This window comes from Aestuariibaculum scopimerae (assembly GCF_059428085.1).
Genome location: NZ_CM182089.1, coordinates 1,131,653 through 1,155,804, shown reverse-complemented (window position 1 = coordinate 1,155,804; position 24,152 = coordinate 1,131,653). Strand labels below are relative to the sequence as shown.

Annotated in this window: 21 protein-coding genes; 6 read left to right on the top strand and 15 right to left on the bottom strand. The window is 38.3% G+C overall.

All coding sequences use genetic code 11. From position 1 onward, the window contains the following. Positions 1-54 precede the first annotated feature (54 nt). On the top strand, positions 55-495 hold the full coding sequence (locus AC5SR4_RS05145) for a LexA family protein (RefSeq protein WP_495358464.1): 441 nt from the start codon (positions 55-57) through the stop codon (positions 493-495). Positions 496-550: 55 nt separating this feature from the next. Here AC5SR4_RS05145 and AC5SR4_RS05140 read toward each other — a convergent pair whose 3' ends face one another. The 6 genes from AC5SR4_RS05140 to AC5SR4_RS05115 all read right to left on the bottom strand — a co-directional run bounded on the left by AC5SR4_RS05140 (position 551) and on the right by AC5SR4_RS05115 (position 9,997). Continuing rightward, positions 551-844, bottom strand: coding sequence for a F0F1 ATP synthase subunit delta/epsilon (locus AC5SR4_RS05140; RefSeq protein WP_495358463.1), 294 nt, complete (start codon positions 842-844; stop codon positions 551-553). Positions 845-935: 91 nt separating this feature from the next. Next, positions 936-2,444, bottom strand: a complete 1,509-nt coding sequence (gene atpD / locus AC5SR4_RS05135) for a F0F1 ATP synthase subunit beta (RefSeq protein ID WP_495358462.1) — start codon at positions 2,442-2,444, stop codon at positions 936-938. A 167-nt stretch (positions 2,445-2,611) separates the two neighbouring features. Beyond that, positions 2,612-5,407 carry a TonB-dependent receptor gene (locus AC5SR4_RS05130; RefSeq protein ID WP_495358461.1) on the bottom strand — a complete coding sequence of 932 codons (2,796 nt, stop codon included), beginning with the start codon at positions 5,405-5,407 and terminating at the stop codon, positions 2,612-2,614. A 222-nt stretch (positions 5,408-5,629) separates the two neighbouring features. Continuing rightward, entirely contained in the window at positions 5,630-7,477 is a 1,848-nt protein-coding gene (glmS, locus tag AC5SR4_RS05125) for a glutamine--fructose-6-phosphate transaminase (isomerizing) (protein ID WP_495358460.1), read from the bottom strand. A 9-nt stretch (positions 7,478-7,486) separates the two neighbouring features. Beyond that, the gene (bamH, locus tag AC5SR4_RS05120; RefSeq protein ID WP_495358459.1) at positions 7,487-9,160 is read right to left on the bottom strand and encodes a BamH family beta-barrel-assembly machinery protein; all 1,674 of its coding nucleotides are present in this window, start codon (positions 9,158-9,160) and stop codon (positions 7,487-7,489) included. 27 nt (positions 9,161-9,187) lie between these two features. Beyond that, complete coding sequence (locus tag AC5SR4_RS05115; RefSeq protein WP_495358458.1) at positions 9,188-9,997, bottom strand: glycogen/starch synthase; 810 nt, start codon at positions 9,995-9,997, stop codon at positions 9,188-9,190. A gap of 278 nt (positions 9,998-10,275) precedes the next feature. Between AC5SR4_RS05115 and panC the strand changes: the two genes are divergently transcribed. From panC to radA, 5 genes are all read left to right on the top strand, one after another. Then, positions 10,276-11,127, top strand: a complete 852-nt coding sequence (gene panC / locus AC5SR4_RS05110) for a pantoate--beta-alanine ligase (RefSeq protein WP_495358457.1) — start codon at positions 10,276-10,278, stop codon at positions 11,125-11,127. A gap of 13 nt (positions 11,128-11,140) precedes the next feature. Continuing rightward, positions 11,141-11,491 (top strand): aspartate 1-decarboxylase, encoded by a 351-nt coding sequence (gene panD / locus AC5SR4_RS05105; RefSeq protein WP_495358456.1) that lies wholly within the window; start codon positions 11,141-11,143, stop codon positions 11,489-11,491. Positions 11,492-11,496: 5 nt separating this feature from the next. Then, a complete protein-coding gene (locus AC5SR4_RS05100; RefSeq protein WP_495358455.1) occupies positions 11,497-12,456 on the top strand; it encodes a lysylphosphatidylglycerol synthase transmembrane domain-containing protein in 960 nt (319 codons plus the stop codon). Between the two features lie 166 nt (positions 12,457-12,622). Further along, positions 12,623-13,774, top strand: coding sequence for an alpha/beta hydrolase (locus tag AC5SR4_RS05095; protein WP_495358454.1), 1,152 nt, complete (start codon positions 12,623-12,625; stop codon positions 13,772-13,774). Between the two features lie 8 nt (positions 13,775-13,782). Further along, entirely contained in the window at positions 13,783-15,141 is a 1,359-nt protein-coding gene (gene radA / locus AC5SR4_RS05090) for a DNA repair protein RadA (protein ID WP_495358453.1), read from the top strand. Between the two features lie 116 nt (positions 15,142-15,257). Here radA and AC5SR4_RS05085 read toward each other — a convergent pair whose 3' ends face one another. The 9 genes from AC5SR4_RS05085 to AC5SR4_RS05045 all read right to left on the bottom strand — a co-directional run bounded on the left by AC5SR4_RS05085 (position 15,258) and on the right by AC5SR4_RS05045 (position 24,133). Then, entirely contained in the window at positions 15,258-15,569 is a 312-nt protein-coding gene (locus tag AC5SR4_RS05085) for a GIY-YIG nuclease family protein (protein WP_495358452.1), read from the bottom strand. Positions 15,570-15,916: 347 nt separating this feature from the next. After that, positions 15,917-16,483 (bottom strand): hypothetical protein, encoded by a 567-nt coding sequence (locus AC5SR4_RS05080; protein WP_495358451.1) that lies wholly within the window; start codon positions 16,481-16,483, stop codon positions 15,917-15,919. 495 nt (positions 16,484-16,978) lie between these two features. Next, a complete protein-coding gene (locus AC5SR4_RS05075) occupies positions 16,979-17,386 on the bottom strand; it encodes a hypothetical protein (protein ID WP_495358450.1) in 408 nt (135 codons plus the stop codon). Positions 17,387-18,137: 751 nt separating this feature from the next. Then, positions 18,138-18,473, bottom strand: coding sequence for a hypothetical protein (locus tag AC5SR4_RS05070; protein WP_495358449.1), 336 nt, complete (start codon positions 18,471-18,473; stop codon positions 18,138-18,140). 193 nt (positions 18,474-18,666) lie between these two features. After that, positions 18,667-19,140 carry a hypothetical protein gene (locus AC5SR4_RS05065; protein ID WP_495358448.1) on the bottom strand — a complete coding sequence of 158 codons (474 nt, stop codon included), beginning with the start codon at positions 19,138-19,140 and terminating at the stop codon, positions 18,667-18,669. 660 nt (positions 19,141-19,800) lie between these two features. Continuing rightward, a complete protein-coding gene (locus AC5SR4_RS05060; protein WP_495358447.1) occupies positions 19,801-20,643 on the bottom strand; it encodes an RteC domain-containing protein in 843 nt (280 codons plus the stop codon). Positions 20,644-21,232: 589 nt separating this feature from the next. Continuing rightward, the gene (locus tag AC5SR4_RS05055) at positions 21,233-22,684 is read right to left on the bottom strand and encodes a TlpA family protein disulfide reductase (protein ID WP_495358446.1); all 1,452 of its coding nucleotides are present in this window, start codon (positions 22,682-22,684) and stop codon (positions 21,233-21,235) included. Positions 22,685-22,748: 64 nt separating this feature from the next. Continuing rightward, positions 22,749-23,192 carry a RagB/SusD family nutrient uptake outer membrane protein gene (locus AC5SR4_RS05050; protein WP_495359161.1) on the bottom strand — a complete coding sequence of 148 codons (444 nt, stop codon included), beginning with the start codon at positions 23,190-23,192 and terminating at the stop codon, positions 22,749-22,751. Next, positions 23,108-24,133: a RagB/SusD family nutrient uptake outer membrane protein gene (locus AC5SR4_RS05045; protein ID WP_495358445.1), complete on the bottom strand. Its 1,026-nt coding sequence runs from the start codon at positions 24,131-24,133 to the stop codon at positions 23,108-23,110. Before AC5SR4_RS05045 ends, AC5SR4_RS05050 begins: the two co-directional genes overlap by 85 nt. Positions 24,134-24,152 lie beyond the last annotated feature (19 nt).

Here is a 24,152-nt window from a genome sequence, read left to right as displayed (position 1 = left end):
TGCTTACAAGTGTAGTAAGCTTTTAAATGTTTATATTTAATTAAATGCGATGCGATGATGTTACATGAATCTAAAAGTCTAACTTTTTTTACCCCAGATGAAACCGATAGCTTAGGGGCACTTTTTTATGATAATGGAATTTCGGCAGGATTTCCCTCACCAGCAGATGATTTTAAGGAACAGCGCTTGTCTCTAGATCGAGAGCTTATAAAGAATAAAGAAGCCACTTTTTTTGCACGCGTAAGCGGGCAATCCATGATTGGAGCAGGGCTTGAGGATAGTGATTTGTTGGTAATAGACAGAAGCCTAGAACCTGAAAACAATAAAATAGCTGTATGCTTTTTGGATGGGGAGTTTACGGTAAAACGCTTAAAGGTAAATAAAGAAGGCATATGGTTACAGCCAGAGAATCCAAATTATCCAATTATAAAGATTACCAGTGATAACGATTTTGTTATTTGGGGCATTGTTACCAATGTTATTAAAAAGGTATAAAAAAAGTGCAGAATCTTTCTGCACTTTCTTTCTTGTATTATAAAAATAAAGCTTGTTAGTCTACTAAAACAATTACTTTATTGTCTTTCATTTCAATGGTTCCCGAACTAATTTTTAAGGTTAGTATTTTGTCATCGTCATTGTGAGGTATAACTTCAGAATGTAACGAATCAAAAACCAAGTGACTTTGTGTATGTGTATAAATTTTAATGGTACCTTCTTTTAAAAGAGACACAATAGCAGCGTGGTCTTTTAATATTTGAAACTCGCCATTAATACCAGGCAGGACAACAGAATCTACTTCTGAATTGAATAATGTGGCCTCTGGTGATACAATTTCTAAATACATGTTTTTTAATTATGAATTTAGAATTATGAATTCAGAATTAATTAAGAGAAAACCCATAATCATAATCCTGAATTCATAATTCTTAATTTGTTTAAGCATCCGCAAGCATTTGGTTTCCAGCTTCTATAGCTTCATCAATAGTTCCTTTAAGGTTAAACGCTGCTTCAGGAAGGTGGTCTAATTCACCATCCATAATCATGTTAAATCCTTTAATGGTTTCTTTAATATCTACCAATACACCAGGAATACCTGTAAACTGCTCTGCCACATGGAAAGGTTGTGATAAGAAACGTTGTACGCGTCTTGCTCTACCTACTGCTAATTTATCATCTTCTGACAACTCTTCCATACCTAATATGGCAATAATATCTTGTAATTCTTTATAGCGTTGTAATAACTCTTTAACACGTTGTGCACAATCGTAATGCTCTTTTCCTAAGATATCAGCTGTTAAGATTCTTGATGTAGAATCTAGTGGATCTACTGCTGGATAAATCCCTAACTCTGCAATTTTACGGGATAAAACAGTTGTGGCATCTAAGTGGGCAAACGTTGTTGCAGGAGCAGGGTCTGTTAAGTCATCCGCAGGTACGTAAACCGCTTGTACAGATGTAATAGATCCTTTTTTAGTTGAGGTAATACGCTCTTGCATGGCACCCATTTCAGTAGCTAAGGTTGGTTGGTAACCTACCGCTGAAGGCATACGGCCTAGAAGCGCAGATACTTCTGAACCAGCTTGTGTAAAACGGAAAATATTGTCTACAAAGAACAATACATCTTTACCTTGACTATCACCAGCACCATCACGAAAATACTCAGCAATAGTTAATCCTGATAGCGCTACACGGGCACGTGCTCCTGGGGGCTCATTCATTTGTCCGAATACGAATGTTGCTTTAGATTCTTTCATTTTAGATTTATCAACTTTAGATAAATCCCATCCACCTTCTTCCATAGAATGCATAAAGTCCTCACCGTAACGGATAATACCGGACTCCAACATCTCTCTTAACAGGTCATTCCCCTCACGCGTTCTTTCACCTACGCCAGCGAATACAGAAAGTCCCCCGTGTCCTTTGGCAATGTTGTTAATTAACTCCTGAATCAATACTGTTTTACCTACACCAGCACCACCAAATAATCCAATTTTACCACCTTTAGCATAAGGCTCAATCAAATCGATTACTTTAATACCTGTAAATAAAACCTCGGTAGAAGTTGATAAATCCTCAAATTTAGGTGCTGTACGGTGAATAGGCAAACCAGCTTCACCAGCTTTAGGTAAATCGCCAAGACCATCAATAGCGTCTCCAATAACATTAAACAAACGTCCGTAAATATCTTCCCCTATAGGCATTTGTATAGGAGCACCGGTAGCAGTAACTTCAGTGCCTCTGCTTAAACCATCGGAGGAATCCATAGCAATAGTACGAACCGTATTTTCACCAATATGGGATTGTACTTCCAGTACTAATATAGACCCGTCGGGTCTTTTAATTTCTAATGAATCGTAAATTTTTGGGAGCTCTGAACCAGCACCGAATTCAACATCGATAACCGGACCTACTATCTGTGCAACTTTACCTGTAACTTTAGACATTACTTATATGTTTAATATTATGCGTTTTAATTCCGTGAAAACGGTTTTTGTTTTCGCGTGCAAAGATAGATGTTTTAATTTAAAAAGAAAGTGGTTTTTTTCTTTTTTGCGCATAAAAAAACACCTTTATATTAAAGGTGTTTTCTTGATATATATGTTCTGGTTATTTATAAATTATTTATAGTCCATGAAACGTAATACATTGATCCAATGAACCCTGTACCAAATGCAGTAAAATATTCTTTACCGGTTAGGTTTGTGGCGCCTACTTTAAAAATGGATTTTAAACTGGGTATTTTATAATTAACTTGGGCATCGACTGTATGATAAGCTGGTACATCGCCATTTCCAAAAGTAGCTTCCCAAAAATAAGTGTCGCTCCATCTCCAGGCAACATTAAAACCGAAGTTTTCAAACAGATCGGTATTTCCAAAAGTCATTTTAAACTTATGCTCGGGAGTGTTAAAGTTTGTAGCGAAATCTGGATTGGAAGCTTTATCAAAATCCAATTTGGCATAGGTGTAGTTTCCGCTTAGATCAAAACCGCCAAACACTTTGGCCGATAATCCTAAAGAAGCACCATAGGAATTAATGTTTACATCTGCATTGGTATAAGCACTGTAAGCTTGGTAATCGCCATTGGCTATGGCGGCAACAGATAATAAATTATCGCCTACGGTTCCATAATAAGGGGCAATAACTACTTCTTGTGAAATAAAGTCTTTATAGCTATTGTAATAAGCACTAAAATCGGCAATAATATTATTGAATTTGCCTCTATATCCAACTTCTGCAGAAGTGATCTGTTCTGGTTTTACCAATTCTGGATTGGCGATGGCATCGGGGTCGCCCAAAACAGCAGGATTTCCAGTTGCTGCTAATTGTTGTACAGAACTTAGTGTATAGGAGTTGGTGTAAGTAACAGCACCAGTTTGGGTTATGGTACTAGGCTGTCCTAATAATTGCCCATTGGTGCTTACACTAAAGGTCCTAGAGTAGCGGTTTAAGTTATCAGGTGCAGCTCCAATTAAAATGGCCCTACCGGCATCTAATCCAATAAACAGATCTTGTGTTGTAGGGTTTCTAAACCCTGTTTGTACCGATGCTCTAACATTATGATCGCGGTTAATGGTTAACCCAGCGGATATTCTTGGGGAATAGAAACCACTAAAAAATTCAGATTTGTCATAACGCATAGAACCGGTTAATTTCAAGTCTAGATTATCATTTAGCTCTAAATCTTTTTGAATTTGCATATACATCCCAAATTCTGAATAATCAATAGGTGCGTCACTATCTGTATAAATGGTTCCTGAGGAATTTAAGCTGTATTTTCGGTAAGAACCCCCAACCTGAATTTCCGCAAAATCTATGAGATGACCAAAGTTATAATTGGCATCACCGTGATAGTATTTCGATTGGTCTTGGAATTTTGAACCTGTTAATAGATTTGGGTCTTTTATGGTTCTATCAAATGCTGCGTTAAAAGCATTGCTTCCAGGTTCATACCTTCCTGTATCTGCTTGGGCTCTTGCTATGGTATGGGCTTGTGTGTCATTGGCACCTCCCAAAACAGCTTGGGCGTAGGCTCCTGCATACTCCCCAAACCATTGGTTGTCGCCTTTCCAAGCGCGGTTTATGTTAACACCTGTAAATACCATATCATAGGAATCACCTGCCTTATCAGCCACTACATACCCCCTTAAAAAGAAGTTGTTGTTTCGTATTTCCAGTTTATGCTGTTCTTGAAAAAAGGAATCAATATTGTATCGGTTGGTGCCTTGGTAAATGGTTGACCCAACACCAACTTTACCAACATATGATATTTCAAAATCATTTTCCCAAGGGCGAAAATACAAGCCCCAGTCGGATTTTATACTTTCAGCTTTATAATCGGTTAAATCACGTTCGTTATAGCCTGTTCTACTAACGGCTACCGAAGGGACTAAAGTGCTAGCCCCTGGAGGCAAGGCTCCTATACTTTCTAATGTTATAGCTACGCTATTAATATTTGCAGAGAAATCGTCGCCATACACATTAATACCATCATAGTTCGGATTGGAGGCTCTAGTGCCGCCTGAAGAATTTTTATCAACTTCACTGGTAGCTGCCCAATCGGTTCCTCTTAGGATACCAAAATTAACTTTAGCTGCAAATTTGTTGCTGAATTTATAAGCGGCTCTTACGCTTACATCGGTATAAGGATTGTCTCCAGCTGCTTCTTGAGATGTTATACCTCTTTTAATAGAAGCGCTGATACCTTGAAATTCAAAAGGGTTTTTACTTCGCATAAATAGAATACCGTTAAAAGCATTGGCACCGTATAATGCCGAAGAGGCTCCTGGAAGCAATTCAACACTTAGTACATCGGTTTCAACCATACCTACTAAATTACCTAAAGGGAAATTCAAGGCAGGCGAGGAGTTGTCCATACCATCTACTAATTGCATAAAACGGTTATTGGCAAAAGTTGCAAAACCACGGGTGTTAACAGATTTGAATGTTAAACTGTTTGTATTGACATCCACTCCTTTAAGGTTTTCTAAATCGTCATAAAAATCAGCAGAAGCCGTATTTTTTATTTCTTTTAACCCAAGGCGCTCTACAGTTACTGGCGATTCAAAAATTCGCTCGGGTGTTCGAGAAGCTGAGATAACGACTTCATCTAAAAAAGTTCCTTCTTTTAAAATGATGGAAATATTTTGGTTATTGGATGTTATTTCTACAAAAGCTGTTTCAAAACCAACACTACTTGCTTGAAGTGTAAATGGTAGATCTTGGCTAACTGTTAAAGTAAAATTTCCATCAAAGTCTGTTACGGTACCTGTTGTTGTTCCCGTTATAATAACATTAGCGCCTGGGATGGGCTGGCTACTATCATCGACAACAGAGCCGGAAATTGTTGTCTGCGAATAGGCTAGGCTACATAATAATAGTAGCATAAAGGACAGTGTTGTTTTCATCTATATAGGTGTTAATTTAGTTTAGCAATTAAATTGCAATTTTATATCAATTATAAAAATATAAAAAAATTATGCACGCATAAGAATATTTAACAAAATAAATCAGTTTTTTTTGTGATATTGTTAAAATATTTGGAAATTGAATGAGATTAGCTTCACTAAACTTGCGTTTATCGTCGCTCGACTCGCTCTGTTGAAATGACAAATATCTGCTTTAAGTTACTACTCTACTGTAACAGATTTTGCTAAGTTGCGAGGTTGATCTACATTTTTGCCTAACAATACCGCAATATGATACGATAATAACTGTAGTGGTATGGTTGTTAATAAAGGGGATAGCGACTCTAATGTTTCAGGAACTTCAATAACATGGTCGGCAAGTTCTCTTACCTGTACATCACCTTCTGTAACGATGCCAATAATTTTGCCTTTTCTTGATTTTATTTCCTGAATATTGCTCACTACTTTTTCGTAATGGCCTTTTTTTGTGGCTATAACCACTATAGGCATATTTTCGTCGATTAAGGCAATGGGACCATGTTTCATTTCTGCAGCAGGATAGCCTTCGGCGTGGATGTATGAGATCTCTTTTAATTTTAAAGCGCCTTCTAGGGCAACCGGAAAGTTGTACCCTCTACCCAAATACAGGCAATTGCGTGAATTTTTATAAATGTCTGCAATCTTCTTAATGTGGGCATCTGCTTCTAGAGCTTTTTCAACTTTAGTAGGAATCATTTCCAATTCTAAGAGGTGATGACGAAAATCTGAGCTACTGATGGTTCCCTTAGCCCTAGCTAAACGTAATGCCATTAGTGATAACACGGTAATTTGTGTTGTAAAAGCCTTTGTTGATGCCACACCAATTTCAGGCCCCGCATGGGTATAAGCGCCAGCATGGGTTTCTCTAGCAATAGAAGACCCTACAACGTTACAAACGCCGAAGACAAAAGCACCTTTAGATTTTGCTAATTTTATGGCAGCCAAGGTGTCGGCTGTTTCACCAGATTGAGAAATGGCAATAACAACATCATTTTCAGTAATGACAGGGTTTCTGTATCTAAATTCTGAAGCGTATTCTACTTCAACGGGTATTCTGGCAATATCTTCAAAAATATATTCGGCAACCAAACCGGCATGCCAAGAAGTTCCACAAGCCACAATAATAATACGGTTAGCATTAAGGAACTTTTTCATGTTGTCTTCAACCCCAGCCATTTTTATAATGGCCTCATTTCTAAGTAAGCGACCTCGGTAAGTGTCTGTAATGGCTTTGGGTTGTTCGTGGATTTCTTTTAACATAAAATGGTCAAAGCCACTTTTCTCTATTTGCTCTAGATTTAATTGCAATTCCTGAACATAGGGGTCTACTAAGGAATCGTCCTTAATCTTTCTTATTTTTATGCCTTTGTGAAATCTAATAATAGCCATCTCTTCATCTTCTAGGTAAATGGCATTTTTAGTGTATTCTAAAAAGGGAGAGGCGTCACTGGCAATAAAAAATTCATCTTCACCAATACCTACAGCTAAAGGACTGCCTAAGCGAGCAATAACAACTTCTTCGGGTTTATTCTTATCAAAAACCGCAATGGCGTAGGCGCCAATAACCTGGTTTAAAGCTACTTGTACAGCTTTTCCCAATTTAACACCTTCTTGTTTTTTAACGTCTTCAATTAGATTGATGAGAACCTCGGTATCAGTATCAGATTTAAAAGTGTAACCTCTAGATAAGAGCTCTTTTTTTAAGGACTCGTAATTTTCAATAATACCATTGTGAATGATAACCAAATCTCCAGAGTTTGATATATGTGGATGGGAATTCACATCGTTAGGCACCCCATGGGTGGCCCAACGGGTATGGCCAATACCTACATTGCCGTGCTTGGTAATATCCTGCTCTGTACGGGCTTCCAGATCGGCTACTTTACCTTTGGTTTTACATACTTTTAGATCGGTGCCATCAAATAAGGCAATACCAGCACTGTCGTACCCTCGATACTCTAAGCGCTTAAGGCCTTCAATAATAATGGGATAAGCTTCTCGAGTTCCTATATACCCTACTATTCCACACATAAATTTAGATTATTTTGGTTCAGTAAAAAATATCTCCAATACCATTTTTTTGTCATCGGGTACGTTTTCGTTTGTTCCGTACAAAATAGTACCTCTAGGTGTAATGATACTGGCCGAAGGGACTGCCGTTACATCATCTTCACTATTTAAAATCTTGCCAGTATTGGTATAGTTTACATTAGTTGATAGTGTGAGGCCTATTTTAGTATTGGTTGAGTCTCTCAGTAAAATGTTGTTTAAATGCTCTGTAAGACGTATTTTATATTTAGAAAGTCCTGTACTTTCATTGGTTCTTCGTTGTCCCAGATGTATGGTTTTAGAAAAGTATGCCTCTTGGGCGCTTTCAATAGGGTCGACAGTATAATCAATAAGGGTTATATTGTTCTTAATATCATAAACATACAACCTGTCGTAAGTATGAAAATCGGTATCACCATCAGTTTGTATGGTCTCATCTTCGTAAACAAGCAATTGGGCATCATTAATTAAACGCTTTAAAAGATAATTGCCGTTGTTGTCCTTAATGTAATTACCGCTGGCGTCTGTTTTTCTATAGGTGCGTTTAAAGGCTTCAAGCGCTTCAATGGTTTCGCCATTGTAATCTACCATGCCACTAAATAAATCTACTATGGCCATAGAACCTTCAGCTCCTTTTAAATAAAGCTTTTCATCACCCAATGTTTTGTCACCATTTTGCAGACTTACCATATTGTAGTCGTTAATAAAGGTGTTTAGTATGTTACCAGCAAAATTTAAGGTGTAGGTAGATTGTACCCTTTCACCATCCGTTGTGCCGTCACTTGAATAGTAAATAACAATATTGGCATTGGTAGCTTTTAAATTCAGCAATATCATATTGCCTTCGTCATTTATAGCTTCAGTTTTAAAGTAAAGCCCTCTAAAATAGTCTTTAAAGTTGCTGGAATTGCTCAATACCGCATCACCTTCCTTGTCTATAATGGCCGATCTCCAAAAAATAGTATCCAATTTTCTTCGCAATGCAGGGGCTGTAAATTCCGTGGCTTCTAGTTCACCAGCATCGGTATAGGTATCCAATCGAATAACATCACTACTAGGAGTAAACGTACTGTCACTAAAAATTAAATCGCCTTTGTGGTCATCAAAATTGATTAAGGAGGTGCTATTTAAAGAAAAGTTATCACTAACATTTACAGAGCCATCTGCTTTGGAGTAATAATTTTGCACATCGCCTAATGAACCATTGGGGTCGAAGTCCCTTAAAAAGTAGTTATTTTTATAAATAAACAACCTAATGGGGTCATTGCCATACAATGAATCGCTAATGGTGTATGTTGAATCTGTAATTGCCCTACTAAAATAGGGTATGGTTAAAACAATAGAATCTATTGAAGTGTTATCACCAAAATTAGGACTATAGGTTGTAGGTTCCAGTTGGGTTACAATACTGGCCGTGGTTTTTCCGTAGGCAGGATCTTTAAATACCCCCAACAAGTTTGAAGCCAAGCCATTAATTTGCAATGAATCTAATTTTTTATTGTATGCAACTATTTGTGCATTCTCGTAATTGGTTCTGAAATTTGAATTTTCGTCTCCAAGCACATCACTTTCAATATTGGTAAAATCTTTATCGCAAGCTAAAAAAGATGAGAGAAGAAGTGAAAAAACGATAGTGAGTTTAAGGGCTTTAAATGTCTTTTTCATATATAACTTAAATGAATGTATAGGTACTTAGCTTAAAACGCGTGTATTAAAGAATTCTGTATAAGCTGGACCAAATTCATCTTTATTTTTGTATTCTAAAACAGGTTTTTTTGATGCTTCTAAATATGCTTCCAAGTCTTTTGGTATGGTTTCAGACCCAATAATCAAGGCGTCGGAATAATCTATGGCAACTTTCATTAAATTAACATATGATGGTTCTTCAAGCACTTTAATGGCATCTTCATTAATAGCGTCAAATTTAACTTTATTAAGCATATCTTTATTTAATGTATTGTTAAAACTTTGGTTGTACACCGAAGTCACCACTTTACTGTCGCTAAATAAAGGCTCATCTGTATAGTATTCTTTAAGGTATATGGGCAATAACGACGCTAGCCAACCGTGTACATGAATAATGTCTGGCGACCAATTTAATTTCTTAACCGTTTCAATAACACCCTTTGCAAAGAAAATAGCGCGCTCATCATTATCAGAGAATAAATGTCCATCTTCGTCAGTTAACGTTGCTTTTCTTTTAAAGTACTCATCGTTATCAATAAAGTAAACCTGAATACGCTCTTTAGGGATGGATGCTACTTTAATAATAAGCGGCATATCTAAATCGTTTATCACCAAGTTAATTCCAGAAAGCCTAATAACTTCATGTAATTGGTGCCTACGTTCATTAATATTGCCATATCTAGGCATAAAAATTCTTATCTGCCCCCCTTGTTGGTTAACAAATCTGGGAGCTTCAAAAGACATTGAAGAAATTTCGGTTTCAGGTAAATAAGGTACTACTTCAGATGATACATATAATATCCTCTTATCTTTCATATACTTTTAGTTTTAAAGTTGAAAGGTCAAAAGTTGTAAAGTTACTTACTTAAATGTGTTAGTTGTTAAGTCGTTGGTCGTTAAGTCGTTTAGGCTAACGTTTAACTTTAAAATTTAACTTTTACTTTTAGCTTTCAATCATTTAATCTCTGAATTATTTGATCTTTGAATCCAGCCATGGTGGAAGGATTCCAAATAAAAAACACGCAAAAGTACAAAAATTTATGCAGATTGCTTGTAAAATCTTAAGTTTGCACGCGTTAATTTTATATTAAAAGGTGGAAGTTTATTCAGAAAGAAAGCAAATTGAAGGTGCTGTAGATGCTTTAAAAGCTAAAAAGCAAACCTTAGGACTGGTGCCTACCATGGGTGCTTTGCACGATGGCCATTTAGCACTGGTGCAAACGGCTTTAAAGTATAATGATAAGGTTGTTGTAAGTATTTTTGTAAATCCGACACAATTTGACAATAAGGAAGATTTAATAAACTACCCCAGAACTTTAAATGCAGATGTAGCATTGCTTAAAACTGTTAGTGAAGATCGAATTTTAGTATATGCACCTACAGTAGCAGATATTTATGAAGGCAAAGCACAAGCAGAAACCTTTGATTTTGATGGACTGGAATTTGAAATGGAAGGTAAATTCCGTACAGGACATTTTGATGGGGTTGGTACCATTGTAAAACGCTTTTTTGAGATTGTACAACCCGATAATGCCTATTTTGGACAAAAGGATTTCCAGCAATTGCAGATTATAAAGAAGCTTGTAGAAAAACACCACCTGCCAGTTAATATTGTTGGTTGTGATATTTATAGAGAACCATCGGGTTTGGCCATGAGTTCTAGGAATACCAGGCTAGAGCCCCGTTTTAAAAAAGTGGCGCCGTTTATATATAAAACATTAAAAACTGCCAAAGAACAGTTTGGCACAAAAAGTGCTAAGGAAGTGTCGCAATGGGTTGAAAAACAGTTTTCTAAGCAAGATTTATTGCAATTGGAATATTTTATTATAGCTGACGTTGCAACCCTTAAAATAGTGAAACAAAAATCTAATAAGAATAAATACAGAGCTTTTATTGCAGTATATGCAGGAGATGTGAGACTTATTGACAATATTGCTCTAAATTAATTAACTTTGCCACATGCAAATTCAAGTAGTAAAATCTAAAATACACAGAGTAAAGTGTACTGGTGCAGACTTAAACTACATTGGTAGTATTACTATTGATGAAGATTTAATGGATGCCGCCAACATTATACAAGGCGAAAAGGTTCAAATTGTAAACAACGATAATGGTGAGCGTTTAGAAACCTATTGCATTCCAGGACCCAGAAAAACGGGCGAAATTACACTAAATGGGGCAGCTGCCAGAAAAGTATCGGTGGGCGATACCTTAATTTTAATAACATACGCCTTTATGGATATTGAGGAAGCCAAGGTGTTTAAGCCCTCACTGGTCTTTCCAGACGAAGCCACAAACTTGTTAAAATAAACCTTTTGAACCCTAAGATAAAAAGAACCCTAAGAATTTTACTCCCATTGTTACTGGGAGTTTTTTTAGTCTGGTATTCGTTATCTAAAGTATCTATAGATACCATTTGGGGGTATTTAAAACAATCCGACTATCTGTGGATTGTATTGGGGGTGTTTTTGGGCTTATTAAGTCATTTATCCAGGGCCTATCGCTGGCGATTTCAATTAGAGCCCATGGGGTATAAGGTAGCATTTGCTAACAGTACCATGGCGGTTTTTGCCACCTATTTAATAAATTACACCATTCCCAGGGCGGGCGAGGTAGCCAGGGCTTCCATATTGTCTAATTACGAAAACGTTCCTTTCGAAAAAGGTTTTGGAACCATTGTGGCCGAGCGTATGGCCGATTTATTGGTCATGGCCTGTATTATTACCATAACCCTGTTTTTACAATTCGATTTTATTTATGGGTTTTTAATAGAAACATTTCACCCAACCAAAATAGTTATAGCCCTTTTGGTGCTTGTTATAATAGGCGTAGTGTTTTTTAGATATATAAAGCAAGGAAAATCTAAATGGGCCCAAAAGCTTAAGCACTTTATCAACGGTTTGGTAGAAGGTGCTTTAAGTATCTTTAAAATGAAACAAAAATGGTGGTTTATTTTCCATACCCTCTTTATTTGGGGCATGTACATCCTTATGTTTTATGTAACATCGTTGGCTATTAAAGATTTACATGGTATATCGGCAGGGGCTATTTTAATAGGATTCATATCGGCAAGTTTTAGTATTGCGGCCACCAATGGGGGTATAGGTTCTTATCCGTTGGCCATTTATGCGGCTTTTTCAATATTTGGTATTGCCCAAGAGCCCAGTATTGCATTTGGTTGGATTATGTGGGCCTCGCAAACCCTTATGATCATTATTTTTGGAGGGTTTTCACTTATCTATTTGCCTATTTATAATAGGAACAGAGGGCGTTAAATTTGTTTGTCCGCTACGCGGAATGGTAACGGGGTGGTATGTTTTCTACAATACTTGAACCGCTACGCGGTAATATCCCCTTAATGACACGCCATTAATCACAAACCACACATTACAAATTCATAATTAATTCATAACTTGGCAACGTCAAATCTCAATTCTTTTTATGATGAAGCATATACTACTTACTCTTTTGTTGTGTATATCTACTCAAGTTATAACAGCACAAGTAAAATACGAAACATTCGAATCGACCAAGTTGGGACAAACACGCGAAATAAAAATTCAACTTCCTAGGGGGTATAACAGTAGCGATAATAAAACCTACCCATTGTTTATTGTGTTCGATGGCGATTATTTGTTTGAGGCCGTTGCAGGTAATGTCGATTACTACAGCTATTGGGAGGATATGCCGGCATCAATTGTTGTTGGGGTAAATCAATACAACACACGTTTTGAGGATTGTATGTATTCACAACAAAACTCCTTGCCCATAGAAACCGGAGCCAGTTTTTTTGAATTTATTGGTATGGAACTCATTCCATATATAGAGCGTAAGTACCGTACTGCCAATTTTAAAGTAGCCGTAGGCCATGGTGAAACAGCCAATTTTATCAATTACTTTTTGTTAAAACCACAACCGCTGTTTCAAGGCTATGTGGCCGTAAGCCCCGAGTTGGCTCCCAATATGATTAATTACTTGCCCGAAAAATTAAGTAAATTACAAACCAAAGTGTTTTATTACTTGGCAAATACCGATAACGATACGGGTTCTATAGTACAGATGACCCAGGCACTAAATACCGATCTTACTACAATAGCCAACGATAATCTGCATTATGATTTTGATAGCTTTGAAGGCCCCACGCATTACTCAGTGCCCGTGCATGCGCTGCCCAATGCCATCGAGAATATGTTTAGTGTGTTTCAACCCATTAGTAAAAAAGAATACCAGGAAACCATATTAAAATTAGAGACCTCACCTGTTGCCTATCTAGAAGACAAGTACCAGACTATTTACAATCTGTTTGGCCTTAAAAAGCAAATATTGGTAAACGATTTTAGAGCCATTGCTGCTGCCATAGAAAAGCATGAAAGCTTTGAATACTATGAGGCTTTAGGAAAAATGGCACGTGATGAATACCCAGATACCTTATTGGGCAATTATTATTTGGCAAGGTTTTATGAAGAAACTGGTGAGACCAAAAAGGCCATGAAAACGTATAAGTCTGCTTATATCCTCGAAGAAATTGCAGGGATTACCAAAGACCTCATGCTGGAAAAGGCCGAAGCCATTAAAGTAGATTTTGGATATTAACAACCATTATGGCCAAAGTAAAAACCTCTTTTTTTTGTCAGAGTTGCGGTAGTCAATATGCCAAATGGCAGGGGCAATGCAACGCATGTAAAGCTTGGAACACCATTGTAGAAGAGCTTATTCAGAAACCCGATAAAAACGATTGGAAGTCGCCCACAGCTACCGTAAAAAAGGCAGCAGTTCCTCTGCGTATTAAAGATATCGATATGTCGCAAGAGGCGCGACTTAATACCATTGATAACGAATTCAATCGGGTGCTGGGCGGGGGCTTGGTTCCGGGCTCTTTAACCTTATTGGGCGGCGAACCCGGGATAGGCAAAAGCACCTTATTGCTTCAAATATCCTTAAAGTTACCCTGTAAAACCTTGTATGTGTCGGGTGAAGAAAGCCAGAAACAAATAAAAATGCGTGCCGAGCGCATCAACCCCGATAATAACCAGTGCTATATATTAACAGAAACCAAAACCCAAAACATCTTTAAGCAAATAGAGGCATTAGAGCCCGATATTGTTATTATCGATTCCATTCAAACACTTCATAGTGATTATTTAGAATCGGCTTCGGGCAGTATTTCCCAGATCAAGGAATGTACCGCAGAGCTTATTAAGTTTGCTAAAGAAACTGCCACACCAGTTATTTTAATAGGGCATATTACCAAGGATGGCAACATTGCTGGCCCCAAGATTTTAGAGCATATGGTAGATACGGTTTTGCAGTTTGAGGGCGACCGCAATCATGTATTTAGAATATTACGGGCCCATAAAAACCGTTTTGGTTCTACCAACGAGCTGGGTATTTATGAAATGCAGGGCTCTGGGTTGCGGGAAGTGTCCAATCCTTCAGAGATTTTAATCTCAAAAAAAGACGAAGAACTTTCAGGAAATGCCGTAGCAGCCACTTTAGAGGGCATGCGCCCTTTAATGATTGAGGTTCAGGCCTTGGTAAGCACAGCCGTATATGGTACCCCACAGCGTAGTGCCACCGGGTTTAATGCCAAGCGTTTAAATATGCTGTTGGCCGTATTGGAAAAGCGCGCTGGCTTTAGGTTAGGAGCCAAGGATGTGTTTTTAAATATTACGGGCGGCATTACGGTAGACGATCCTGCTATTGATTTGGCCGTGGTAGCCTCCATTTTGTCCTCTAATGAAGATGTAGCCTTGCAAAAAGACTTCTGTTTTGCGGCCGAGGTTGGACTATCTGGCGAAATACGCCCCGTACAGCGTGTAGAGCAACGTATTCTAGAAGCCGAGAAACTAGGTTTTTCAACCATATTTGTTTCTAAGTACAATAAAATTTCATTGAAAAACACCGTTATAAAAATCCAAATGATTTCTAAGATTGAAGATTTAGTGGCTTTGATTGTTTAGTTTGTGTGGAGAAAGGTGAGATGCTGACCTTCGTCAGCATGACAGGTCAAGGGGTTTAGCCTGTCCTTAGCAGATTTGTCACCCTGAACTTGTTTAGCTACGCTGAATCTTCGATTTCAGGGTCTACGCCCTAAAGGCTCCCAAAGGTTCTCCCAATTTGGGTTCTCTTTCTCTATCAGGTTGATTTTCCATTCACGATGCCAGTTTTTCAATTGCTTTTCCCTACTAATAGCATCATTTATATATTGAAACTCTTCATAGTAAACCAACATCTTGAGCTTGTATTTAGAAGAAAACGAACACCCTTCACCCTTAACATGTCGTTCCATTCTATCATCAATTCCACCCGTTACACCAATGTATAAAGTTCCTCTGGGCTTGTTCGTAATTATATATACCCAATAATTGTGGTAGGCTCTTTTTACCATAACTTAAAAGTGTTGAAAATAGACTTAGGGGTTTTCATTCAAGCAAAGATATTATTTTGGATTGAAATTTGTGTGGGGAAAGGTGAGATGCTGACCTTCGTCAGCATGACAGGTCAAGGGGTTTAGGCCTGTCCTTAGCAGATTTGTCACCCTGAACTTGTTTAGCTACGCTGAATCTTCGATTTCAGGGTTTTGCCAAGATTAGATTAGGATTGAGATGCTGACCTTCGTCAGCATGACAGGTCAAGGGGTTTAGGCCTGTTCATGCTTTTATTAAATAAAAAACACAGCACTAAAAAGCACTGTGTTTTATTCCAATAAAGTAACGAATAGAAGGGTTTTATATGTTAAGGAAGTACGGTTTCTTCCTTGGTAGTATTTTGAGGGCGATCTTTAGCGGTTACCGTAATTTTATCACCACTTAAATCATCATTTAATACTGTTGCGGTATAGTCCCAAAACAATCCGGTTTGGTCTGCAATGGCCTCGCCTTCTTCTACCAGAGAGCCATCGCCGTTTTGGATGTTTACGTTTACACTAGCCACATCAAAGTTATCGGTCACTCTAATGCGAATGGTATCGCCTATTTGTCCGCTGTAGTTTTCTAAATCTACTTCCTCAATATCGGGCGCATGAAAATAGTCGGCTACCGCAACGTTGTAGGCGTGTTGTCCTGTTTTGGCTTTTGCCTGATAGTCTTCTTTTTGAACGGGATCGGCCAGTACCGATTTTCCATAAATGGTTGCCATTTGAAACCTGCTGCGTACGTCTTTTTGCGCCTCGGTAGGCTCTACTCCGGATTCTGCAGGTAGTTTTGCTACAAATACTTTTCCGTCCTTACGACGCCGGAATACAAAATTTCCAACCTGTCCGCTTAGGCCATAGGTGGCCATGTTATCTTTACTTTCTGCCATAATAATAATTTTTAAAATTCATTTTTCTTGTTTTTATGTCTATTCGTTTTATTGAAATATTATTGTTTTTTTGTTCGACGTTCCTTCGACGGAGGTTCGACGGAATTATATCGATCTTGTTTTGATGATTTTGTCATAGCGAAGGAGGCACGACTGAAGCTATCTCTTTGTTAAGACAGACTGAGCTATCGTGGACGAGATTGCTTCTTCCCGTTGGTCATCGCAATGACGGACTTTCCAGCCCAGCCGCCAGTCAGCTTGAGCGGAGTCGAAAGCCTTAAACTGCCGGAATTTAAAAGGGCTTCGACTCTGCTACCTTCGACATCTTTCATAATGATTTGAAATTTTGATGGTTAAGCGTTTCGACTCCGCTCAACGTGACATTAGGACTACTCGTTAAACTTGTCAATTTCATGCACTGGTTAAATTCATTTAACAAAACACTCAACGTGACATTTAGATTGCCTGTTAAATTTGTCATTTTATTACACATCACTAATCAATAATTAATAATCCGGTTACAATCCCTACCGCCAGGCCCCCAGCTCCAAAGCCCAGCGCATTCCAAACCGTTTTGCGTTTTTGTTTCTTGAACTGTTCGTTCATCAGTTTAAGCTCGGTGTCCTTTTGGCTTAGGGCGATGTCTGCGAGCAAGAGTTGTGTTTTTACCTGGGTGTAGCCGGCCTTGCATAAGGCGATGAGTTGTTTGTTGTTTTCGTTTTTTTCCTGTAGTATGGCCTCTAACAGGTCTATCATTTTTAGGTTGTAGTCCGTAAGTTGGATTAATACCTTTATGGGTTCGTGCTGTATGGTTGTGGTGTCTATATCTAGCTTGGGGAGTTGTTGGGCACGTATTCCCTGGGCCAGTAAGACGGTTGTGATTATTGTTAGTATGTGTTTCATTTTATTAGTTTTTAAAGTTTAATTATAATTTGGCTTGCACCCTTCCGAGTTTGCTTCCCTTCCAGTACAGCAAACCCACCTTTGCCTTCGCGCCGGCTGGCCCCTACGCTAAAAATGTCCACTGGACATTTTTTTTCGCTCGGTCCGGGAAGGAATTTCCCATCAGGGGTGTTTTGTCCTAGATCTGTGATAATAGTTGTCAGCTATTTTCAGGCTGGCTTTAAGCAAATAAGCCACTTAGTTCAGGATTTAATCACGAACCATCACAAATAAGGAATTCCTTCCCTTTTGAGGGAAGGTGGCAATAGTTTTTCCGAAAAAACTATTGACGGAAGGGTGATTGTAAGTATTATGTGTTTCATGTTTCAAGTTTTTTGTTTCAAGTTATGCTTACTGTTGCTGTTCAACTCCCCGGATTGTTGCTTTGCAATTCCAGCGCGCCACCAGGCACCTTCGCTGAAACAGTCCACTGGACTGTTTACTCACGCTCGGTCCCCCCTCTTATGGCGTACAAACCGCCACAATAGGGGAGCCTACATTTCGCTTATTTTATTAAAATTTTTCATTTTTCGTTAGTTCTTTAATGTTAAGCCTAATGGCTCCTCCCTTCTGATAGGGCGGAGCGGAAAGAAAACATCCAGCGGATGTTTTTAGCGAACGAGCCAGATGGCGCGTTGGCGTGCACCACGCCTTAGCGGGGTGGCGGAGGGTTTGAACCCAGCAATCTGTCATGCTGACGAAGGTCAGCATCTCACTCAGCATGTAAAGCATTTTTTAATGCATTCAACCGCCCCTTCCATTCGGCCAGCAAGGCCTTGCCCTCCAAGTCCAGTGCCTCATCCCGGGCCTCATAGACCTCTAACTGCTTTTCTATGGCCTCGATGTAAGCCCGCGCCTTGCGCAACTCGTCCTGCACGCTGCGGGTTTGGTTCTGCGATTGTAGCAGGGCAGTCTGCATGTCCTTATTCTCCTGCCACTGGTACACGTTAAAGAGCAGGGTGAGTACAGCGATGAGCCAGCCCAAAAAATGCCAGAGGTGTTGTGGGCTTCTGGGCAGGAGTGTTGGTTTTATTTTTGACAATTTCATTATTTGTTTTTGTTAAATTTCATAATCAGTAGAGGTGGTTGTTTAACTATCGTTTACTGTTTATTTGCCTCCCTTCTTGGGGGAGGTGCCCGAAGGGCGGAGGGGGCATGTATTTTGAATCTTGTTTATGCACTATACTTATACTTTGTACCTCATACTTTTAATATCGTACTTTGTACCTCGTACTTTAAACCTAAAGCGTATGGAACGCCACCTGATTTACCTGCGAGATCTCCTGTAGGGTGTTTATAAGCCCCCAAAGGCTTGTGGGAGAGGTGTGCACCACCAAATCGATTTGGTCTTCCCCTAGGGAGGAGATGGTATAGGGGATGTCCATCGTGCCCAGGAGCTGGTTTATGGTTGCCAAGAGGTCTGTGGCGGGCCAGGCGATGACCTCCAGCTTGATGTCGCGTTCCCGTACGGGGGCATCCTTGATGGCCGTGGGCTCATTGGCGTAGTTGGGGGTAATGGTGGTCTTTACCTTCCAGCGCTTGCTGCTCCAGTGTATGCTGTCCTGTTGCTTGCCCGGTTGCTGGTTGTTTAGGTACAGGTATGTGCTAAGGGCAAGCATAAGGGTACCGAATGCCCAGCCCAGGGCAGTTGTTATGGTCGTTTTTGTGTTGCTTACCTTGTTGGTTGTTTTGGTAGGTTGGGTTGTTCTTTTCATTGTTTTTAATATTTAGTTTAATTTATTATTTAATGGTATTATTCATTGTTACTCGTTCTCTACTCTCTTTTCTTATTATTGTTCTAAATGTTTAGTTGTTGCTTACTGTTTAGTTGTTGCTTACTGTTTAGTTGTTTGTTGTAGGGTCGGTTAGTTGTTGCTTACTCTTGCGTGTTTACTCACGCTCGGTCCCCCCTCTTATGCCGCCGTAAACGGCACAATAGGGGAGCCCATTTCGTTTGTTTTTTAACATTTTTCATTTTTTTTTTAGTTCTTTAATGTTCAGCCTAACAGTTTTAAGCATAACCGTGGTATTATAATCCCAAATCCTGAATCCTGAATTCATAATTCATTACCCGTTCTCTTCTCTTATTTTACATTATTATGCGCTTACTTTTTATGTTTATTAAGCTTCGGATTAAAGCTGTAATTAGCACATTTTAAATCGTAAATTTCCGTCATTATTTGTAACGACTCGGCGAATATCGAACAAAGTATTCTAAACCCCTGTCCATATCAATGTCATGCGACCCGGGTTTTTTGTATGGGTTAGGGTTAATCACTTAACAATCAACAAGAAATGAAATCGATTTTTTTCAAAAAAAAATAAGCCGGGGCCTGTTAACCCCAGCTTATTTTAAAAAGGTTTGCCTTTACCATTTATTTTTTTGTGCCCAATCCGTCCCGTCTATCAAAAAAGCGCAATACCGCTTTGCCCAGTCTCTTAAAGGCACTAAGGGGCCCTATATCCCGTTCGCCTATGTTGTCTATGAGTTTGTAAACATTATCAAGTTTAATGTTCAGCAGGGTCTCAAAGCCACGGACTAGGTCGGCGAAGTTTACCTCGCCGTTGTTTACCATCCTCTCCTCATATATGCCAAGCAGGATTTCCACCAAATCCGTTTTAGAGGCCGTCCACTCCAATTGGGGCAGTGTTATGGGCTTGGATAGGGGGGCTTCCTGTTGGTCCAATTTGGCCAGTTCTTCTTCAACAAAATGCTTTAGGCGTTCATTGGCCATGTAGGAGGCCACGGTATTGTCGCGGGCGGAGGCCAGCCCGAAGATGTACAGTTGGCAGGTATGGGCGTCCACTATGGGCAGGGTCTCCTTTAGGGTGAAGTTTTGGGTGTCAAAGTCCCTATCGTTGCGTTGGTAGTGTTCCCAAAAGTCCTTGTGGTAGGCCAACAGGCCCTGTATGCGCTCCAAGTGCCCCAAAAGGTACTGCCGTTGCTCGGCCACGGGCCCGATGGGCCGTTTGGTTATGATTTTGAGGCGTTCGCTCTTAAAGATGATCTTGGACTTCATGCTGGGCAAATGGGTCTTGAAAAAGGAAACCTCTTCTTCTGGGGTTCCCAGTCCCGCTTCCCGAGCCAGGGCCTCCATCCTGCAGAGGGCCTTATAGCAACGGGCCATTTGTTTTTCGGTGCATTCCCGGGGGTCCGGGGTGGTTTGTTGTATGTGTTTTAGTTCTGTTTCTGTGTCGTTTACTATGGTTTTGTACATTTTTTTAAGGTTTTATTTTGTATAAAATCCCTATTTATAATGTTCTTGATAATAGCATGGGTTACCTAGGGCTGTGGTTTGGTTTGAGAGACCAGTGGGCTAGGTTTTTTCAGTGGTCAAGTACTTTGCTTTGTTGATTGCTGGTTGTTGGGGGTGTTGTTGGTTATGTCATGGTTTTTAATGTTTTATTGGTTTATGGTTGTGCTATCTTTGCATGAGCGGGGCCCCACGAAAGGATTTGTGAGGCAGCGGGGCCTTATGAGCTTTGGTTTGGGTGCTTTTAAGTTCATGTTTATTATATCGTTTATTGTTAATTGATACCTCAAAAAACATGGGCACTCGGTTTTACCTAGAGCGCCCATGCACTACTAATTATAACTCAATTTAAATATGAAAAAAATTACTCTTTCTTGTTTAGTATGGCCTTGAACCTGTTTGGGAGCGAAGTTGCAAGCTTCGCCCAGCGGGTTTGCGTCTGTTTTATTGGATGAAAAATTTAATTTAACTGGTTCCAATATTTGTGCAGTACTACAATAGCTTACAAACAGAAGCGTCCAAATGAATATCTTTTTTCCATCTGAAATCATTACTAATTTGAAACGTCATCGTCTATTAATTGTTTATAAGGAAAAACATACCCTTCAGGTTCACTAATAACTAAAACCTCTACTTCTCTTTCTTCAAGTGTAAAATGCATTCCATATTTATTAAATAATGCTTTATCAAGGTCTTTTTGGTTGTAAATATTGCCCTCCACTTCAAATTCAACGAGACCATTCATACCTGTTTCATCCACTATTGGATACTTGCCCGAGTAACCGTACTCACTTTGAGTTTCTATTTCGCTAATAACATAAAACATTCGATGTCCTTTAACGGTAAATTTTACATCATTAATAACAGCTTTTCGATCACTCCATTTTGGTGTATTTGTGGAGTTATAGCTTATCTTTGAGGTATCTGCAATAGTAAATACCAGACATTTCTTCTTACGTTTTTCCCATCCTACTTCCAACCCAAAATATTTTTTAAGATCTAATTGCATCATTTTTTGAAGTTTTTCGGCAGCAACAGGCTCAGGAACAAAAAGTTGATAATTATACCGTATAGTAGTATATAGAGAAGGATCCTTCACATCCAATTCAATACGCCCCGACCTAACAACTGATAAATTGTGCTGATCCATCAAATAATAATAATATTGGTTAATATAATCTTTTGTTGCGTTGTTCCTCGCCCTATAAGCATAAGCGTACATTTGCATTATAGTAGCTGCCGTTGCATACATGACTTTACTTTTTTGAAGATTTACATTGCCGTTCGAGGGATGAGGTAAAACAGATAGATAATGATAATTACCTGCATCTTCAGTTAGTACAGACTGCGTAACAAATTTACTAGCCAATTGCTCTTGACCATTTCCGTCAACAAAGAGAGGTTTTGAAATTTCAAATTTATTAAGATCACTTATCCTCTTTTTTATACGTTCTTTTTGAGGCATATTAACAGATTTACCCTCAAGTATAGCCTCAATGTTCTTTTCATTTAACTCGGGACCACCGGTAATGGAATGAACAACCCCTTCAGGATCTATCCACACAACATGAGGCACACTCTGATATGGAAATAATTGCCTAGTAGTAGTATCTCCACAAATCATAGGAAGAATTGACATCTTGAGTCCCAATAATTTTATTCTTTTTTCCACGAATGATTTAACCTGGGATTCATTGTCATAAGGATTGACCAATACAATTTGCAATTTATCCTTAAACTTCTCCTGTAAGTGAACCAATTTAGGCCAAGATTCAATACACGACTTGCAACCCCTTGACCAATTATCTAAGATGAGTAGCTTTCCCTTAAAATCGGATAATTTTGCCGCTTTTGTAGGATAGTGGATAAGATTCTTTAAAGTAAAATTTGGAACCTTGTCGCCAACGTTCAAAGGTTTAATCTTTTCAAAGTTATTTTGAGCAAAAACTAGACAACTTAAGTTTAACGCCAAAATTATTATTTTATATTTAATATTTGTCAACATAATATTCGATATTTATATTTAATTTTTATTAAAAAATTCTTCCTTTTTGAGAGGTTATAAAAGATCAATAACCTTCATTTTGTGTAAGATTAGGATCCCTTTCAATTTCAGATTGGGGTATTGGATATAAGATGTCAAATGGTTGCCAGTCAGATTTAATTGGGCCCAATATCAAATCAGCTTTATTCCATCTTTTTAAGTCAAGCCAGCGATGCCCCCATTCGGAAAACAGTTCCACCCTTCTTTCTTGCTCTATTGCCAAGAGCATTTCTTCTTCTGTTATAGCTAAAGTGTTGCCTAATCCTGCTCTATTTCTGATTTTATTTAAATCATCTTGCGCACCTATTATATTACCTTTGTTTGTTCTTGCTTCTGCTCGAATTAAATATTGTTCTGACAATCTCAAGAAAATTGAATATTCTGTTACGTTGTTAGGATCAAATTCCGTTTTAACCTTATATTTAAATGGATAAAACCAAGTTTCTGAATTACTAGAATAACTTCCAATCCAGCTAACCTTTCTTTGATCGCCAGTTTCAAATGAGTTGAGTATATAATATGATAAAGCCACCCTGGAGGACTTGTTAAAATAAAAAAATTACCCTCATATGTATATCCAATTGTATTAAGGGGTTTTAATTGCCATATGGCTTCCTGGCTATCCTTTAAAAAAACATTATTTAAATCTTGTTCTAAAGAATATTGTGAATTATCAATAACTAGACTTGCATAAATTTCGGCGTTTTCCCAATCTTTAAGATATAAATAAACTCTTGATAATAATGCATAAGCCACACTTTTGCTGGTCCTAACTCTTTCTCCATTGGAATGATTATAATCCTCGGGAAGAAACTGAATAGCTTCTAATAAATCATCGATAATTAATTCATAAGCATTCGAAACTGGCATGCGTGATGCGAGTTTATTCTCCTCATAATTGGTATCTGTTATTATTGGTATTTCTCCCCATAAGTTAACTAAATAAAAATAGCTAAAGGCTCTTAAAAATTTGGCTTCCCCAATTAATTGTGTGCTAATTTCCGAAGTAATTTCGGTTGAACTATTCAATCCATTAATTGCTGAATTTGTTAAATAAATTATTTTATAAAGCAATTCCCAGTTTTGATAAACAGCAAAAGTTTCTGGTCTTACTGCATTTAAATAAAACTCATCCGTTAAGCTAAATTCTTCAAACTCATCTGAAGATAAACCACCTAACACAGTGATACTATTTCTTGCGCCGACTAAAAAAAATGTACGATATATATTTCTAATGACAGCATTTGCATTTGATTCAGAAGTAAAAACGGATTCACTGACTAATTGATCTTGTGGAGGATCTAATTGTACAAAATCCTCGCAACTCAAACTAATAATTAGTAATGATACTAATATAAAAATTCTTTTAGACCAAAATTTCTTGCTTATTATAACGTTGTGTTTTTTCATTATTTCATAAATTTTAGTT